The 15,127-nt window shown below is 70.7% G+C and carries 16 protein-coding genes; 10 read left to right on the top strand and 6 right to left on the bottom strand.

What is annotated here, in order from left to right:
* The first annotated feature begins 89 nt into the window (after positions 1-89).
* The 6 genes from HNR13_RS18710 (at position 90) to HNR13_RS18685 (ending at position 6,346) form a co-directional block, all read left to right on the top strand.
* The gene (locus HNR13_RS18710) at positions 90-1,304 is read left to right on the top strand and encodes a sugar ABC transporter substrate-binding protein (protein WP_179608182.1); all 1,215 of its coding nucleotides are present in this window, start codon (positions 90-92) and stop codon (positions 1,302-1,304) included.
* 60 nt (positions 1,305-1,364) lie between these two features.
* Positions 1,365-2,330 carry a carbohydrate ABC transporter permease gene (locus HNR13_RS18705; protein WP_179608180.1) on the top strand — a complete coding sequence of 322 codons (966 nt, stop codon included), beginning with the start codon at positions 1,365-1,367 and terminating at the stop codon, positions 2,328-2,330.
* Positions 2,327-3,187 carry a carbohydrate ABC transporter permease gene (locus HNR13_RS18700; RefSeq protein ID WP_179608178.1) on the top strand — a complete coding sequence of 287 codons (861 nt, stop codon included), beginning with the start codon at positions 2,327-2,329 and terminating at the stop codon, positions 3,185-3,187. The genes HNR13_RS18705 and HNR13_RS18700 overlap by 4 nt, the downstream gene beginning before the upstream one ends.
* 71 nt (positions 3,188-3,258) lie before the next feature.
* Positions 3,259-4,068 carry a ThuA domain-containing protein gene (locus HNR13_RS18695; protein ID WP_343063617.1) on the top strand — a complete coding sequence of 270 codons (810 nt, stop codon included), beginning with the start codon at positions 3,259-3,261 and terminating at the stop codon, positions 4,066-4,068.
* Entirely contained in the window at positions 4,065-5,186 is a 1,122-nt protein-coding gene (locus tag HNR13_RS18690) for a Gfo/Idh/MocA family protein (RefSeq protein WP_343063616.1), read from the top strand. Before HNR13_RS18695 ends, HNR13_RS18690 begins: the two co-directional genes overlap by 4 nt.
* A 44-nt stretch (positions 5,187-5,230) precedes the next feature.
* Complete coding sequence (locus tag HNR13_RS18685) at positions 5,231-6,346, top strand: Gfo/Idh/MocA family protein (RefSeq protein ID WP_218881803.1); 1,116 nt, start codon at positions 5,231-5,233, stop codon at positions 6,344-6,346.
* Positions 6,347-6,358: 12 nt separating this feature from the next.
* Here HNR13_RS18685 and HNR13_RS18680 read toward each other — a convergent pair whose 3' ends face one another.
* From HNR13_RS18680 to HNR13_RS18670, 3 genes are read right to left on the bottom strand one after another with little or no spacing between them, the layout of a single operon-like run.
* Positions 6,359-7,237 (bottom strand): carbohydrate ABC transporter permease, encoded by an 879-nt coding sequence (locus HNR13_RS18680; protein WP_179608175.1) that lies wholly within the window; start codon positions 7,235-7,237, stop codon positions 6,359-6,361.
* Positions 7,234-8,193: a carbohydrate ABC transporter permease gene (locus HNR13_RS18675; protein WP_179608173.1), complete on the bottom strand. Its 960-nt coding sequence runs from the start codon at positions 8,191-8,193 to the stop codon at positions 7,234-7,236. The genes HNR13_RS18680 and HNR13_RS18675 overlap by 4 nt, the downstream gene beginning before the upstream one ends.
* Before the next feature lie 3 nt (positions 8,194-8,196).
* Positions 8,197-9,504 (bottom strand): ABC transporter substrate-binding protein, encoded by a 1,308-nt coding sequence (locus HNR13_RS18670; RefSeq protein ID WP_179608171.1) that lies wholly within the window; start codon positions 9,502-9,504, stop codon positions 8,197-8,199.
* A 208-nt stretch (positions 9,505-9,712) separates the two neighbouring features.
* Here HNR13_RS18670 and HNR13_RS18665 point away from each other — a divergent pair, with 208 nt between their 5' ends.
* Positions 9,713-10,753 (top strand): LacI family DNA-binding transcriptional regulator, encoded by a 1,041-nt coding sequence (locus tag HNR13_RS18665; protein ID WP_179608169.1) that lies wholly within the window; start codon positions 9,713-9,715, stop codon positions 10,751-10,753.
* A 21-nt stretch (positions 10,754-10,774) separates the two neighbouring features.
* On the opposite strand, the gene HNR13_RS18660 is transcribed toward HNR13_RS18665, so the two are convergent.
* The gene (locus HNR13_RS18660; protein ID WP_179608168.1) at positions 10,775-10,987 is read right to left on the bottom strand and encodes a hypothetical protein; all 213 of its coding nucleotides are present in this window, start codon (positions 10,985-10,987) and stop codon (positions 10,775-10,777) included.
* Positions 10,984-11,652, bottom strand: coding sequence for a sigma-70 family RNA polymerase sigma factor (locus HNR13_RS18655; RefSeq protein WP_179608166.1), 669 nt, complete (start codon positions 11,650-11,652; stop codon positions 10,984-10,986). Before HNR13_RS18655 ends, HNR13_RS18660 begins: the two co-directional genes overlap by 4 nt.
* A 143-nt stretch (positions 11,653-11,795) precedes the next feature.
* On the opposite strand from HNR13_RS18655, the gene HNR13_RS18650 reads away from it, so the two are divergent.
* Positions 11,796-12,941: a lactonase family protein gene (locus HNR13_RS18650; RefSeq protein WP_179608165.1), complete on the top strand. Its 1,146-nt coding sequence runs from the start codon at positions 11,796-11,798 to the stop codon at positions 12,939-12,941.
* Positions 12,942-12,963: 22 nt separating this feature from the next.
* Here the strand turns inward: HNR13_RS18650 and HNR13_RS18645 are convergent, their stop codons facing one another.
* Positions 12,964-13,851 (bottom strand): arginase family protein, encoded by an 888-nt coding sequence (locus HNR13_RS18645; RefSeq protein WP_179608164.1) that lies wholly within the window; start codon positions 13,849-13,851, stop codon positions 12,964-12,966.
* Between the two features lie 236 nt (positions 13,852-14,087).
* On the opposite strand from HNR13_RS18645, the gene HNR13_RS18640 reads away from it, so the two are divergent.
* Together HNR13_RS18640 and HNR13_RS18635 are read left to right on the top strand one after the other, a co-directional pair.
* The gene (locus HNR13_RS18640) at positions 14,088-14,330 is read left to right on the top strand and encodes a three-helix bundle dimerization domain-containing protein (RefSeq protein WP_179608162.1); all 243 of its coding nucleotides are present in this window, start codon (positions 14,088-14,090) and stop codon (positions 14,328-14,330) included.
* Positions 14,331-14,409: 79 nt separating this feature from the next.
* The gene (locus HNR13_RS18635; RefSeq protein WP_179608160.1) at positions 14,410-15,120 is read left to right on the top strand and encodes an alpha/beta hydrolase; all 711 of its coding nucleotides are present in this window, start codon (positions 14,410-14,412) and stop codon (positions 15,118-15,120) included.
* Positions 15,121-15,127 lie beyond the last annotated feature (7 nt).

Here is a 15,127-nt window from a genome sequence, read left to right as displayed (position 1 = left end):
AAAAGTTCGTGACTTCCGTCGGATTTTATGCTTACAATTTCGCGCACACCGTCGTCAGCCCACAGTGCAATGCAAAGGAGCATCCACCCATGAAGACAGCACATCGTGTCGTCGTGGCCCTCGCGGCCGCGTCGATCATCCCGCTCGGACTCGCCGCGTGCAGCGGTGGGGGAGCGGCCTCCACCGCCAAGAGCATCACGCTCGAGGACTACTTCACCGACGGATCGCACGACGCCCAGTACGCCAAGTGCGAGGCCAGCACCGGCATCAAGGTCAACGCGGTCCACGTCGCGGGCGCCTCGCTCATCCAGAAGGTCCTGCAGCAGGTCTCGTCCAAGACCCTCCCGGACGTGCTCATGATCGACAACCCGGACGTGCAGCAGATCGCCGCGACCGGCGCCCTCGCGCCGCTCAAGAACTTCGGGATCACCGGCTCCGGCCTCACCCCCGCCGCCGTGAAGGCGGGCACCTACAAGGGCCAGCTGTACGGCGCCCAGCCGCTCGCCAACTCGATCGCGCTGTTCTACAACACCGATATCCTCCAGGCCGCCGGGGTCCAGCCGCCGAAGACCTGGGACGAGCTGCGCAGCGCCGCCCGCCAGCTCACCGACGCGAGCAAGGGCCGCTACGGCTTCGCGATGAGCAACATCAACACCTACGAGGGCACCTGGCAGTTCCTGCCCTTCTTCTGGACGAATGGCGGCGACGAGAAGAACATCGCGACGCCAGAGGCGGCCCAGGCCCTGCAGCTCGTCCTCGACCTGCAGAACGACGGGTCGCTGTCGAAGAGCTCCATCTCGTGGGCGCAGGCCGACGTGAACAACCAGTTCATCGCGGGCAAGGCGGCCATGATGATCAACGGTCCGTGGCAGATCCCGGCGCTGTCGAAGGCGAGCGGGCTGCACTGGGCCAGCGTCTCCATCCCGGTCCGCGACGCCTCGCAGACGTCGGTCGCGCCCCTCGGCGGCGAGCAGTACACGGTGCCGCAGACCGGCAAGAAGGACGCCCAGGCGGCCGGCGCGAAGTTCGTGCAGTGCCTGATGACCCCGGCCATGCAGTCGTTCGAGGCCAAGACGGCGCAGACCGTGCCGACCGATCTCGCGGAGGCGAAGAAGTTCGGCGCAGCGAACCCGGACGTCGCCTCCTTCGTCGGCGTCGTCGCCGACGCGCGGGCGCGCACCGCTGAGCTCGGCCCGGACTGGCCGAAGGCCGCGACCAAGATCTACACCGCCGTGCAGCTCGCGCTGACCGGCAAGGCGTCCCCGGCCGACGCCCTCAAGCAGGCCCAGTCGGAGAACCAGTAGCGAACTCGACGCCAGGCGGGGGCTGCGGCTCCCGCCTGGCGAAGGGAAAGGACGAGGTCGATGACGACTCTCAACGCGGAGACCCCCGCGATCGCACCACCCGTTCGGGACAGCGGCCCCGTGGCCGGCAGCCCGCGCCGCCGCCGGTTCCGCCTCGCCCGGTCGATCAGCAAGTGGCTGTTCGTCCTGCCTGCGGTCCTGTTCGTGCTGGTCTTCTTCGGCTACCCCATCGTCAAGAACCTGGCGATGTCGTTCCAGGACTACACGACCACCACCTTCTACACGGGCGAGGCCCCCTGGGTCGGCCTCCAGAACTACATCACCACCGTCACCAGCTCGCTGTTCAGCACGACCATGCTGAACACGGCGCTGTTCACGATCGGCTCGATCGTGCTCCAGTTCGCGATCGGGCTCGGGCTCGCGCTGTTCTTCAAGCGCAACTTCCCGCTCGGCGGCTTCCTGCGCTCCCTGCTCCTGCTGCCGTGGCTGCTCCCGCTGATCGCGTCGAGCGCGGTCTGGAAGTGGATCCTCGACCAGGACAGCGGAGCGCTCAACCAGTTCCTCGGCGTCTTCGGCGTCCACCCCGTCCCGTGGCTGGTCAGCCCGTCGCTCGCGCTGATCGCCGTGATCGGCGTGAACGTCTGGCTCGGCATCCCGTTCAACGCCACCATCCTCTACAGCGGCCTGCAGGGCGTGCCGGAGGAGCTCTACGAGGCGGCGGCGCTCGACGGCGCGGTCGGCTGGCGGGCGTTCCGGCACATCACCTGGCCGAGCATCCGCCCTGTCGTCAGCGTCGTCATCGTGCTCGGCGTCGTCTACACGCTCAAGGTCGTGGACGTCATCCTCGGCCTCACCGGCGGAGGGCCCGCCAACTCCACCCAGACGCTCGCGACCTGGGCGTACCAGAAGTCGTTCGTGCAGTTCGCGTTCGGGGAGGGCGCCGCGATCAGCAACATCCTGATCGTGATCTCGCTCGTCTTCGCCGTCGTCTATCTGTACATGTCGCGCAAGGAGGTCGACGAATGACCGAGACCCGAGCCATCGTGCTCCCGAAGGGAACGCGCCCGACGCGTCCGCACGTCAAGCGGCGCTGGCCGATGACCGTGCTCGGCGTCGTCTTCCTCGCGGTGATGATCTTCCCCGTCTACTGGATGGTCAACAGCAGCCTGCAGGCCAACGCAGGAGCCGCCACGACCGCGTGGTTCCCGCTCCAGCCGACGCTCGACGGCTACGTCACCGCAATCCAGCAGCAGGGCGGCAACCTGGTCACCAGCACGATCATCGCGCTGAGCACGGTGGTGCTGACCATCGCGATCGCGACCCCGGCGGCCTACGGGCTGGCCCGGTTCCGGATGCGCGGCATGACCGTCTTCGTGTTCGCGCTGCTGATCACCCAGATGATCCCGGTCATCGTGATCGCCAACGCGCTCTACGCGCTGTTCAACGACCTGGGCCTGCTGAACTCGTACCTCGGCCTGATCCTGGCGGACACCGCGGCGCAGATCCCGTTCGCGATCCTGCTGATCCGGGCGTTCATGGGGTCGCTCCCGCCCTCGCTGGTGGAGGCGGCGCTGGTCGACGGCGCGAACAACTTCCGCGCCTTCATCTCGATCGTGGTCCCGATCAGCAAGAACGCGATCGTGACGGCGGCGCTGTTCACCTTCCTCGGGGCGTGGGGCGACTTCCTGTTCGCGCTGACCCTGACCAGCACACCGCAGGTCCGGCCGATCACGCTCGGAATCTACAACTACATCAGCGCGAACGTGCAGCAGTGGGGGCCGGTGATGGCGACGGCGGTGCTGGCCTCCATCCCCGCCGCCGTGCTGCTGATCCTCGCGCAACGGTACATCGCCGCCGGAGCCCTCGGCGGCGCGATCAAGTGAACCCGGCCGGGGCGCCCGGCCCCGGGCGACAGCAACAAGGCCGACGACAGCAACAAGGAGAGTGACGAGAAGTGTCTCATCGAATCGGAACCGCAGAAGACCCGATCCGCGTGGTCGTGTGGGGGGAGAACCGCCACGAGCAGCTGGAGCCGGAGGTCGCGGCGATCTACCCGGAGGGCATGCACACCACCATCAAGGAGGGCATCGAGGAGTTCGCCGGCGACCGCGTGAGCGTGACCACCGTCACGCTCGACGACCCGGAGCACGGGCTGACCGAGGAGCTGCTGGAGCAGACCGACGTGCTGACCTGGTGGGGCCACGCCGCGCACGCGGAGGTGTCCGACGAGATCGTCGAGCGCGTTCACCGGCACGTGCTCTCCGGGATGGGGCTGCTCGTCCTGCACTCCGGGCACTGGTCCAAGATCTTCACGAAGCTCATGGGGACTACCTGCACCCTGCGCTGGCGCAGCGACAACGACCGCGAGCTGGTCTGGACGGTCGACCCGACCCACCCGATCGCCAAGGGCATCCCGCATCCCATCGAGATCCCGGCGCAGGAGATGTACGGAGAGCAGTTCGACGTCCCCGCACCCGACGAGCTGGTCTTCATCAGCACCTTCAGCGGCGGCGAGTGCTTCCGCAGCGGGATGACGTTCAAGCGCGGCAACGGCAAGATCTTCTTCTTCAGCCCCGGCGACCAGGACTACCCCGTGTACCACCACCCGGACGTCCGGCACGTCATCGCCAACGGCGTGGAGTGGGCCGTGTCCGACCGGCCGTCCCGCCAGGTGCCCGTGCTCCTGCGCTACGAGCGGGAGGACTTCTTCAACGGACACGGCTACGCCGGCGCGCTGCACAACCGCGACGAGGTCGTTCTGTGACCGGGGCTCTCAGCGAGTCGCCCGAGCCGCTGCCCGTCGTGCTCGTGGGGGCGGGCAATATGGGCCGCCACTGGATCCGCACCATCGAGTCCACCCCGGAGGTCCGCCTGGTCGGGATCGTCGACCTCGACCTGGACCTGGCCGCGCGCGTCGCCCAGGACGAGGCGCTGGACGTGGCCATCGGGTCGTCGGTGTCGGAGGTCGCCGCACGGAGCGGAGGAGCGGCCGTGGTCAACGTCACGGTCCCCGCCGCGCACCGCCCGGTCAACGAGGAGGCGCTCTTCGCCGGCCTCCCCGTGCTCTGCGAGAAGCCGATCGCCCCGACGCTGGTCGACGCCCTCCAGCAGGCGGCGCTCGCCGAGGTGGCCGGAGGGCTGCTGATGGTGAGCCAGTCGCGCCGGTACTTCACCGAGCTGGTGCGGCTGCGTGCCATCGCGGACCGGCTCGGCCGGGTCGGCGCGATCACGACCGAGTTCTACAAGGCGCCGCACTTCGGCGGGTTCCGGGACCGGATGGAGCAGCCGCTCCTGGTGGACATGGCCATCCACCAGTTCGACATGGCCCGCTACCTGCTGCGCGCCGACCCGGTCTCGGTGTCGTGCTCGTCGTGGAACCCGGCGTGGAGCTGGTACGACGGCGACGCGTCGGCCGCCGCGACGTTCGAGTTCGACGACGGCGCCCGCTACTCCTTCACCGGGAGCTGGTGCGCGCCCGGCCGGGAGACCTCCTGGAACGGCGCCTGGCGGATCAGCGCCGAGCACGGCACCGCGGTCTGGGACGGGGACGGCGTCCCGGAGGCGGACGGGATCGACAGCCTGCCCGAGGCCCCGGACGGCCCGGAGGAGATCGCCGGCTCGCTCGCCGAGTTCGTGCGGTCGCTGCGCAGCGGCGAGGTGCCGCAGAACGAGATCCACGAGAACATCCACAGTCTCGCGATGGTGGAGGCCGCCGTTCTGAGCGCGCGGACGGGCGAGCGGGTGGACATCGCGCAGCTCCTGGAACTGCGGTACGCCGAGGCGGTGCGGACCGAGCGGCGCACGGACGTGCGGGAGCGCCTGGAGCAGTGGGGGAGCGTCGCACGCCTGCGTCTGCGCGGGGCGGCGGAGGTGGCGTCGTGACGGCCGCGCCGGCGCTGCGCGTCGCGCTCGTCGGGCACGGCTTCATGGGGGCAGCGCACTCCCAGGCGTGGCGGGTCGCGCCGCGCTTCTTCGACCTCCCGCTGCGGCCGGAGCCGGCGCTGCTGGTGGGTCGCCACGGCGCCGCGGAGTCGGCGGACCGGCTCGGCTGGGCGGAGTCGTCCGACGACTGGCGGGAGGCCGTCGCCCGCGACGACATCGACGTGGTCGACATCGTGACGCCCGGCGACACGCACGCCGAGATCGCGATCGCGGCGCTGGAGGCCGGCAAGCACGTGCTGTGCGAGAAGCCGCTCGCGAACAGCATCGGCGAGGCCGAGCGCATGGCGTCGGCGGCCGCGGCCGCCCAGGAGCGCGGGGCGATCGCGATGTGCGGGTTCACCTACCGCCGGGTGCCCGCGATCCTGGAGGCGCGCCGGCTGGTGCGGGAGGGCGCGATCGGCGAGGTCCGCGAGGTGCGGGCGCAGTACCTCCAGGACTGGCTGAGCGACCCGGCCGGCCCGATGACCTGGCGCCTCGACCGCGCGAAGGCGGGCTCCGGCTCGCTCGGCGACATCGGCGCGCACATCATCGACGCCGCCGAGTTCGTCGCAGGCGACCTGATCGCCTCGGTCAGCGGCACGCTCGAGACGTACGTCCGGCAGCGCCCCGTCCTGGCCGAGCAGCGCGGCCTCGGCGGCGTGGCCTCCGACCGGTTCGGCGAGGTGACGGTGGACGACGCGGCCTGGTTCACCACCCGGTTCGCCTCCGGCGCGATGGGCTCCTTCACGGCGACCCGCTACGCCACCGGCCGCAAGAATGCGCTCCGGCTGGAGGTCTCCGGCACCCGCGGTGCGCTGGCGTTCGACCTGGAACGCCTGAACGAGCTCGAGTTCTACGACGCGACCGAGCCCGCCGACCGCCTCGGCTTCCGCCGCATCCTCGCGACCGAGCCCGAGCACGCCTTCGCGGCCAACTGGTGGCCGACCGGCCACGCCCTCGGCTACGAGCACGCCTTCTCGCACCAGGTCGTCGACTTCGTGACCGATATCGCGGAGCGGCGGGAGCCGGAGCCGTCGTTCGCGGACGCGCTGCACGTGCAGCGGGTGCTGGCGGCGGTCGAGGGGAGCGCGGAGGCGGGGAGCGCGTGGGCGGCGGTGTAGCCGGCCTCCCGCTCACCGCCCCGCCAGCGACCCCCCGATCCCGCCGACGCTGAAGTACCGGTTGAGCACCGCGAACACCACGATCGGCGGGATCATCATCACCACCGCGACGCTCATCACCGGCCCCCAGTCGGTCTGGTTCTGCTGGAAGAACGTCTGGAGCCCGATCGGCAGGGTGTAGTTCTGGTCGGAGCGGAGGAAGATCACGGCGACGAGGTAGTCGTTCCAGGCCAGCAGGAACGCGAAGATCGCCGTCGAGAGCACGCCGGGCAGCGAGTTGCGCAGCACCACCCGGGAGAAGCTGCCGAAGACCGAGCAGCCGTCCATCCACGCCGCCTCCTCGAGGCTGATCGGGATGGAGTCGAAGTAGGCGGCCATCATCCAGATGGCGACCGACATCGTCCCGCCGACGTAGAGGATCACGACGCCGCCGAGGGTGTCGACCAGCCCGATGTTCGCGAAGAGGATGAACAGCGGGATCACCGCGGTCACCACGGGGAGCGATTGGATCACGAACAGGGTCAGCGAGAACCCCGCCACCAGCCTCCCGCGGCCCCGGGAGAGCACGTAGCCGGCCGGCGCGGCGATGACGACGGAGACGACCACCGTCGCGAGCGTGACGACGAGGCTGTTGGTCACCCAGGCGCCGAGGTCGGTCGAGGTGATCACGCTCACGTAGTTGTCGAGCGTCACGCCGGTCGCGGAGCTGCCGAGCCCCGGCTGCAGGGAGAGCAGCACGACGGCCGCGAGCGGCACGAGCACGACGGCGGTCACGACGGCGAGGAGGCAGAACCGCCACCACCGGCCGCGGTCGCCCTCGGGCCGGGGACGCCGGATCCTCGCCGGCGCGGTCTGCGGGGAGGGCGCGGTCTGCTGGGCCAGTGCCGTCATTCGATGGCCGCCTTTCGGATCTGCCGGTAGAGCGTGACGCTGACGATGACGAGCACGATCGTCATCAGGAACGCGATCGCGACACCGGGACCGGTCTGGAAGTTCTGGAAGACCGTGGTGTACGCGAGCACGACCAGGGTCTGGGTGGAGTTCACCGGGCCTCCGCCGGTGAGCAGGAAGATCGTCGGGAAGTCGTTCACGCAGAAGATCGTCATCAGGATCCAGCTGATGTAGGTGGACCGCGAGATCATCGGGAGCGTGATGAACCGGAAGGTCTTCCATCGGGATGCGCCGTCGACCCGGGACGCCTCGTAGACGGTGGTGTCGACCGAGGCGAGGGCCGAGGACATCATCATCATCATGAACGGGAAGCTGACCCAGACCTTGAAGACGCAGACCGTGACCTGGGCGAGCAGCGGGTCGGCGAGGAAGAGCACGTCACCGAAGCCCAGCGCCTTCGCCAGCAGCGGGAGCGGGCTCTGCGGTGTGGCGACCAGCCAGTTCCACGACGTGGAGGAGACCACGATCGGCACCACCCACGGGAGCAGCAGCAGAACCTTCAGGATGCCGTTCGCTGGAACGCGGGTGCGCAGCAGCAGCGCCAGGCCGAGGCCGATGATCCAGCTCCCGAAGACGCCGACGACCGTGAAGACGACGGTGAACCACGCGGCGTGCCAGAACTCCGGGGAGGTCAGCACGGTCACGTAGTTCTGCAGGCCGACGAACGTGCCGGCGTCGACCAGGTCGCCGTTGCGCAAGGACTGCTGGCCGGCGTACAGCACCGGGTACAGGTTGAGCAGCAGGAGCAGTAGGACGGCCGGGGTCGCGAAGAGGACGAGCGTGAGGGCGCTCGAGCTCAGGCGCCCGGGCGGCCGCGCGCCGGGTCGCCCGCGGCCCGCGACCGCGACGCCGCGCCGCGCGCGCCGGACGGATTCCAGTGTGGTCGGAGTGGCCATGAGCTACTTCTGCTGCGAGGTCAGGGTCTTCTGCAGGGTCTGCAGGGACTCCTTGGGGGTGGCCTTCAGCGACAGGACGCTCTGCGCCCACGTGCTCATCGCCGGCGTGCTGTCGACCAGGGTCACGTCGGCGAACAGCGCGTCGCCTCCGGGCGCAGCCCAGGTCTTGCAGATGGGCTGCCACTTCTCGATCATGGTGACCGCGTTGCGGTCGGCCTGGAACTCCTTCGTCGCCGCGATGGACTTCAGCACGGGGAGGCCGATGCCGGTGTTCTGGGTCCAGAGCGGAGCCATGTTCTTGTAGTAGTAGGTCAGGAAGTCCTCGGAGCCCTTCTGGCTGGGCGTGTGCTTGTACATCATGATGTTGTTCGGGAAGTACAGGGCGCCCTTGCCGCCGCGCGCGCCGGTGAGCGGTTCGCCCACGGTCATGTCCTGGACCAGCGGGCCGCCGAGCACCTGCGCGAGGCCGGGGCTCTCGAAGCCCATCCCGAAGGTGCCGGCCTTCCACTGCGACTGCGCGTTCGTCGTGGAGTAGCTGACGCTCCCCGGGTCCATGTAGCCCTTGCGGACCATCTCGACCACGAACTCGAGCGCCTCGATGTTGGCCGGTGTCACGCAGTCCGGCTTCTGGTCGGCATTGAAGAGGCCCCCGCCGTTGTTGATCAGCAGTCCGGTCAGGACCTGGAAGCCGTTGCCCTGGGCTCCCGAGGCGATCCCGAAGCCGTAGACGCCGATCTTCTTGAGCGCCGCGCAGACATCCAGGTACGACTGCCAGTCGGTCGGCGCCTCGACGCCCGCCTTCTCCAGAAGCGACTTGCGGTACCAGAGGACGCGCATGTCGAGGTTGTACGGCACCGCGACGTAGCCCTTGCTCGTCTTCATCGTGTCGAGCACGCCCGGCAGGAAGTCGTCGAGCATGCCGTTGCTCTTCCAGGAGTCGAACAGGGAGTCGGCGTAGGCGATGTAGTTCTTCTCCGCGAACTGGAACGCCTGCGTGCCGGCGCCGCTGCTGACCGCCGGCCCGGTGTTCGAGGCGAGGGCGGACGCGAAGGTCGTCGTGAAGTTGGACCACTGCACGGCCTGGTAGCCGGCCGCCGGGAGACCGCTCGCGGGCTTGTAGGCGAGCGTGATCTTCTTGTCCAGCGGCGAGAAGGCGGTCCCTCCCCACGGCATGTTCCAGAACTTGAGGGTCGAGGTCGCGGTGCCGCCCGGCGAGCTGCAGGCGGCCAGGGCGGCGAGGACGGCGAGTCCTCCGGTGCCGGCGAGTAGTCCCCGCCGGGAGACGGTTCCCGAGAGCAGGCCGTTCGTCATGCGTGTCTTCTCCTCCATCGGCCGGAGCGTTTCCGGCGGCTTTCTTCGTCGAACACCTGGAGAGGTGGACCATCGCCTCCACTGATTTGCGCAATTTCTTGCTGCCGGAGGGATGATTCGGCCATGCTTGCAGCCCGAAAGCGTCATCCGCAAGACGTTCCGTCTACGAAAGTTTGCGCAAGCATCGACGGCTGGATAGGCTGCGGTCATGAGTGACGAGGGTCTCAGGCGGGAACGGCCGACCCTCTCCGACGTCGCGGGAATGGCGGGGACGAGCGTCCCCACCGTGTCGAAGGTCCTGCGGGGAGGGACCGACGTGTCCCCGGCGACCCGCGCCCGGGTCATGGACGCCGTCCACGCCGTCGGCTACGCGCGTAGCCCGCGGGCGACCGCGCCGCGGTCGAGCGCACCCGAGTCCGACGCCCCCGCGATGATCGATCTGGTCGTCGACCACGTGCACGGGACCTGGGCGAACGGCGTCCTCACCGGCGTGGAGAGCGCAGCGACCGCCGCGGGCGTCGATGTCGTCATCACCATCGCCCGGCCGGACGGCAACTGGGTGTCGCGGCTGCTGCGCCGGCCCTCGCGCGGCGCGGTCGTCGTGCTGGTCGACCCGGCTCCCGGCCACTTCGCCGCGCTGGAGGCCGCGCACATCCCCGTCGTCCTCGTCACGCCGATGAGCGAGCCGAGCGCCCCCGCGATGCGCGTCGGGGTCACGAACTGGGACGGCGGCCGCACGGCCGCCGAGCACCTGCTCGCCCTCGGGCACCAGCGCTTCGCCGTCGTCGGGGGGACCCGCGCGCACCTCTACAGCCGCGCCAGGATCGACGGGTTCCGCTCCGCGCTCGAGGTCGCCGGAGGGGCCGGGCCGACGGTCGTGCACGGCGACTGGGACCGGGCGCGCGCGGCCGAGGCCATCGCCCCCGTCCTCGCCGGCCCCGACCGTCCGACCGCGGTGTTCGCCTGCTCCGACCTCATGGCGATGGGGGTCTACGACGCGGCGAAAGCGGCCGGCCTCCGCGTCCCCGACGACCTCAGCGTGGTCGGCTTCGACGACGTGCCCGAGGCGAGCTGGGGCGCGCCTCCGCTCACGACGATCCGCCAGCCCATCGCCGAGATGGGCGAGGTCGCCGTGCGGCTGCTGCTCGCGGCGTCCGATCCGGCCGCGGCGCCGGAGGCGGAACTCGCCCGGGTGGACCTGTCGACCAGCCTGGTCGTCCGTTCCTCCACGGCGCGGCCCGCGGACTGAACCGGAACGGCGAGCCGCGCCCTAGCCGCGCAGCGCCGCCAGCAGCCCCGCGTAGTCGTCCCCGCACGCCGCGCACCGCGACAGGTGGAGGGCGACCCCCGGGTAGCGCGCGGCGGCGTCCCTGCCCGCCAGCACGAGCTCGGCGAAGACATGCATGAGCGACATCGTCTCCGCGCAGCCCGCGTCGCGCCGGTCCGTGTCCAGGAATTCCCCGATCCGGGATCGAGCGCTCATGTCACCTCCTCGTCGCCGTCGTCCAGATAGTGATTAGTGACAAGGTAGCTCCGTAACTTCCTTCTCGCGTCGAAGAGGACCTTGTAGAGCGCTCCGCGCGACGTCCTCCGCGCCACCGCGAGCGCCTCCAGCGGGACCTCCTCGACCACCACCGCCAGCAGGACCTCGCGCTGCCGGCGGGTGAGCACGGTGTCGATGGCGTGCCGGAGGGCGGCGAGCAGCTCGGCCGCGGCCCCGGCCTCCTCCGGCGTGATGCCGAGCCGGTCGGGGAGGCGGTCCCAGCCGGTCGCGTCGAGGGAGAGCGTCCTGCGCTGCCAGAAGTGCCGGCCGATCTTGGTCGAGACCTCGAAGATCGCGAAGGTGTACGCCCAGGTCGCGAACCGGCTCTCCCCGCGGAACTCGTGCAGCCGGCGCAACACGCCGACCACAGCGTCGGCCGCGGCCTGATGGGCGATGTCGTCGAGCTCCGGACCGGCGAACGGCAGCGACGCCGACCGGCGGCGGACCTCGCCGCGGGCCACGCGGAGGAGCAGGTCGTAGAGCCGCGTCTCCGCGGCGCGCTGCGCGGCGCCGCCCGCGGTCAGGGAGCGGCGCCACTCGTCCGTCTCCCGGAGGTCGTCGTCCGACGGGCGCCACCGCTCCGGCTCCGCGTCACCGACTCCCATGGCTCGATCGTAGGACCTCGCGGAAAAGATCCGCGGAGCAGGTAAGCATCCCCCCGCGCGCGACACTCACCCCTCGAGCGCGCCGTGAGCGCCGCTCGGCCCAGGGCGCCCCGGGCGCCGAACGGATGGATCGAAGGAGCATCATGAGAACACCACTTCGTCTCGCCCTCGCGTCGGCGGCCGCCGTCGCCGCGACGGCCCTCTTCGCGGCGCCGGCGCTCGCCGCGCCCTCCGCGGCCGACGCCGCCCCGGACGCGGCACGCACCGGGTCGGCGGTCTTCGTGCAGACCGACGGGCTCGCGGGCAATGCCGTAGTCGCCTACGACCGCGCGCCGGACGGCTCGCTGCACCAGGCCGGGACCTACCCGACCGGCGGCCTCGGCGGTGCGCTCACCGGTGCGGTCGTGGACCACCTCGCGTCGCAGGGCTCGCTGGTGCTCGACCGCGGGCTTCTGTACGCGGTCAACGCCGGCAGCGACACGGTGACGGTCTTCGCCGTGCACGGCGACCAGCTCGTCCGGCGGGAGGTCATCGGTTCCGGCGGGAGCTTCCCGGTCAGCGTGACGGCGCACGGCGGCCTGGTCTACGTGCTGAACGCGCGCGCCGGAGGGACGGTGCAGGGCTTCGTCCGGGTGGGCGGCTTCCTCGTCCGCATCCCGTTCTCGAACCGCCCGCTCGGTCTCGACCCGACGCTCACGCCGGAGTTCACGCACACGCCGGGGCAGGTCGCCTTCACTCCTGACGGGTCGCAGGTCGTCGTCACCACCAAGGGCAACGGCAGCGCGATCGACGTGTTCGGCGTCGACCGGCTGGGCGGCCTGTCGCAGCATCCCGTGACCAACGTGGAGCCGGGCGCGGTGCCGTTCGCGGTGTCCTTCGACGCGGGCGGCCACCTGGTGGTGGCCGAGGCGGGCGCGAACGCCGTCGCGACCTTCGCCCTCGCGCCGAGCGGCGCCGTCACCCCGATCGCGGCCGCGGCGACAGGACAGGCGGCGACCTGCTGGATCGCGCGCGACGGCTCGGCCTTCTACGCGTCGAACGCCGGCAGCGGATCGCTCTCCGGCTACCTCGACGCGGGTGCGGGCGGCCTGACGGCGCTCGGGAACACCGCGACCGGTGCGGGGACGGTGGACGCCTCGGCGACCTCCGACGGCCGGTTCCTCTACGTCCAGACCGGTAAGGACGGGGCCGTCGACGGGTTCCGGGTGGACGCCGGCGGCGGACTGACGAGCGTCGGGTCCGTGCTGGTGCCGGGCGCCGCGGGCGGAGAGGGGATCGCGGCGGAGTGACACGCGGCCGCTGCTGCTCCGGCTACGGCCGCGGCAGCAGCGGCGACAGCATCTCCACCACGAGCTGCGCCGAGGTGTTGAAGCGGTCGGTCGGGTCGTGCTCGAGCTCGCTGAGCTGGAGGCCGATCACGCGCTCGGCGGCGAGCGTGCGGGCCGTGGCCACGACGGTGTCGATGGTCAGGCCGTTCGCCACCTGGTAGTCGGTGAGGACGATGCCGGGCTGCAGGACGTCGGCGGAGAAGTGCACGAACACCTCGCGGCCGGCGATCGTCGCGGCCAGCTCCTCCTGCATCCGCGGGCCGGTCGGGATGTTGCGGATGGGGGAGTTCGCGATGATGTGCTTCTCGGCCTGGTCGAGGTCGCGGGCGCCGACCAGCACCACGTTGGACAGCGCGAACTCGCCGCCGTGCCCGGACTGCCAGAGCCCGGTCGCGGCGCCGAGCGCCATGCCGCTGAGGTCGCCGGTGCGGGTGGTGGTGGGGGTGTGCAGGCAGGGGTGCGCGCCCAGCCACACGACCGCGGCGTCCGGGTGGGCGCGGGCGACGGCGGGGAGGGTGGCGAGGGCGGCCGCGTTCCTGGTCAGGCAGAACGCGCTGAAGGTGGCGGTCCGCAGGGAGTGCTCCGTCGTCTCGGCCAGCGCGTCCAGCTCCTGCCGTGCCTGGTGGAGGGCGGCCCGCCAGCCGAGGCTCCGCCCCTGCGACGCGCCCTCACCAATCACGCCGACCTTCGCCTCGATCCGCCGGCCCAGCGCCTTCGCGAGGTCGATGGTGGCCCGGCGCGCGCGGTCGTTGTGGCCGGACACGCCGTCGACGAACGCGGTGACGGTGGGGCGGCCGGGGTCGGACCCGCCGCACGCCGGCGATGCCTGCGGGAGAGGGCAGGCCGGATCCTGGTCGACCACGGTGCTCATTGTTCAGACGCCCTTCGGGTGAAGCGTGTGAGTGCGGTGAGGACACGATAGCAACAATCACTTGCTGAACAGCAAGCACATTGGACCGAGTCGAGAAATAGCCTGCGCCGAGCGGCGGACGGGTGCTCAGGAAGCGGTGCTGGTGAGGGCGGGGAGGACGGTGTTCGCGGCGTAGCGGCCGGCCCGTTCAACGGACGTTCACTTGCCTTTTGCGCTCCCGGGCGGACAATCGCGGCATGACGAGCGAACACGACAAGCGCCCCCAGGGTGCGGGGCTCCAGGACGAGGCCGTGGCACTCGAGCACGCCGCCGAGCGGCTCAGCGACCGGTTCCCCGAGGTGCCGAAGGAGGAGATCGACCAGCTGGTGGAGGAGCACTACGAGCAGTACGAGGACGCACCCGTGCGCGACTTCGTGCCGGTGCTGGTCGAGCACGAGGTCCGCGCGGAGCTGGACGGCGAGACCGGCGAAGCCGAGTAGCGGTCAGGTCTTGCCGCGCGCGGTGAGGGAGTCTCAGGATGGCGGCGTTCGACTCACTCACTGACACGAAGGAAGAGTCATGGCCGCACAACGCACGATCGTCCTCGTCCACGGCGCGTTCGCCGACGCGTCTGGCTTCGCCGGCCTGATCGGCGATCTGGAGGGATCCGGCCACACGGTGGTCGCACCGCCGAACCCGCTCCGCAGCCTCCTCACCGACTCCGACACGATCGCCAGGGTCGTCGGCGCGATCGACGGACCGGTCGTCCTGGTCGGCCACTCCTACGGCGGCGCCGTGATCACGCAGGCGTCGGCCGGGCTGAGCAACGTGGAGGCCCTCGTCTACCTGGCCGCGTTCGGCCTCGACGTCGGGGAGAGCTGCGTGAGCGCGCAGGAGCCGTTCCCGGCCCCGCTGCTCGCGACCGAGAACCAGCCGACCCCGTACGACGCGGTCGGATCGCCCGGCGGCCCGGAGGTCTACGTGAAGAAGGAGCGCTTCCGCGAGGTCTTCTGCGGCGACTCCTCGGAGGAGGCGGCCGCGGTGATGTACGCCACCCAGCGCCCGCTCGCCGTCGCCTCCCTCACCCAGGAGGCGACCGCCGCGGGCTGGAAGAACATCCCGAGCTGGTTCGTGGTCTCCGACCAGGACAACGCGATCTCGCCGAAGGCCGAGGAGTTCTACGCCCAGCGGATGGGGGCGACGACCTCCCACGTCGACGGCTCGCACACGGCGTTCATCCCGAGGCACGCGGAGATCGCGGAGGTGATCCGGGCGGCGGCGGGGAGCTGAGCGCCGC

This window comes from Leifsonia shinshuensis, from assembly GCF_013410375.1.
Classification (GTDB): Bacteria; Actinomycetota; Actinomycetes; order Actinomycetales; family Microbacteriaceae; genus Leifsonia; species Leifsonia shinshuensis.
This window is presented reverse-complemented; position numbering and strand designations above follow the sequence as displayed.

Coding starts and splice junctions, on each gene's coding strand:
- HNR13_RS18635 (WP_179608160.1), top strand. CDS start 14,410: ATGGCCGCACAACGCACGATCGTCCTCGTCCACGGCGCGTTCGCCGAC.
- HNR13_RS18650 (WP_179608165.1), top strand. CDS start 11,796: ATGAGAACACCACTTCGTCTCGCCCTCGCGTCGGCGGCCGCCGTCGCC.
- HNR13_RS18660 (WP_179608168.1), bottom strand. CDS start 10,987: ATGAGCGCTCGATCCCGGATCGGGGAATTCCTGGACACGGACCGGCGC.
- HNR13_RS18705 (WP_179608180.1), top strand. CDS start 1,365: ATGACGACTCTCAACGCGGAGACCCCCGCGATCGCACCACCCGTTCGG.
- HNR13_RS18685 (WP_218881803.1), top strand. CDS start 5,231: ATGGGGGCAGCGCACTCCCAGGCGTGGCGGGTCGCGCCGCGCTTCTTC.
- HNR13_RS18655 (WP_179608166.1), bottom strand. CDS start 11,652: ATGGGAGTCGGTGACGCGGAGCCGGAGCGGTGGCGCCCGTCGGACGAC.
- HNR13_RS18645 (WP_179608164.1), bottom strand. CDS start 13,851: ATGAGCACCGTGGTCGACCAGGATCCGGCCTGCCCTCTCCCGCAGGCA.
- HNR13_RS18700 (WP_179608178.1), top strand. CDS start 2,327: ATGACCGAGACCCGAGCCATCGTGCTCCCGAAGGGAACGCGCCCGACG.
- HNR13_RS18670 (WP_179608171.1), bottom strand. CDS start 9,504: ATGACGAACGGCCTGCTCTCGGGAACCGTCTCCCGGCGGGGACTACTC.
- HNR13_RS18710 (WP_179608182.1), top strand. CDS start 90: ATGAAGACAGCACATCGTGTCGTCGTGGCCCTCGCGGCCGCGTCGATC.
- HNR13_RS18640 (WP_179608162.1), top strand. CDS start 14,088: ATGACGAGCGAACACGACAAGCGCCCCCAGGGTGCGGGGCTCCAGGAC.
- HNR13_RS18665 (WP_179608169.1), top strand. CDS start 9,713: ATGAGTGACGAGGGTCTCAGGCGGGAACGGCCGACCCTCTCCGACGTC.
- HNR13_RS18680 (WP_179608175.1), bottom strand. CDS start 7,237: ATGACGGCACTGGCCCAGCAGACCGCGCCCTCCCCGCAGACCGCGCCG.
- HNR13_RS18675 (WP_179608173.1), bottom strand. CDS start 8,193: ATGGCCACTCCGACCACACTGGAATCCGTCCGGCGCGCGCGGCGCGGC.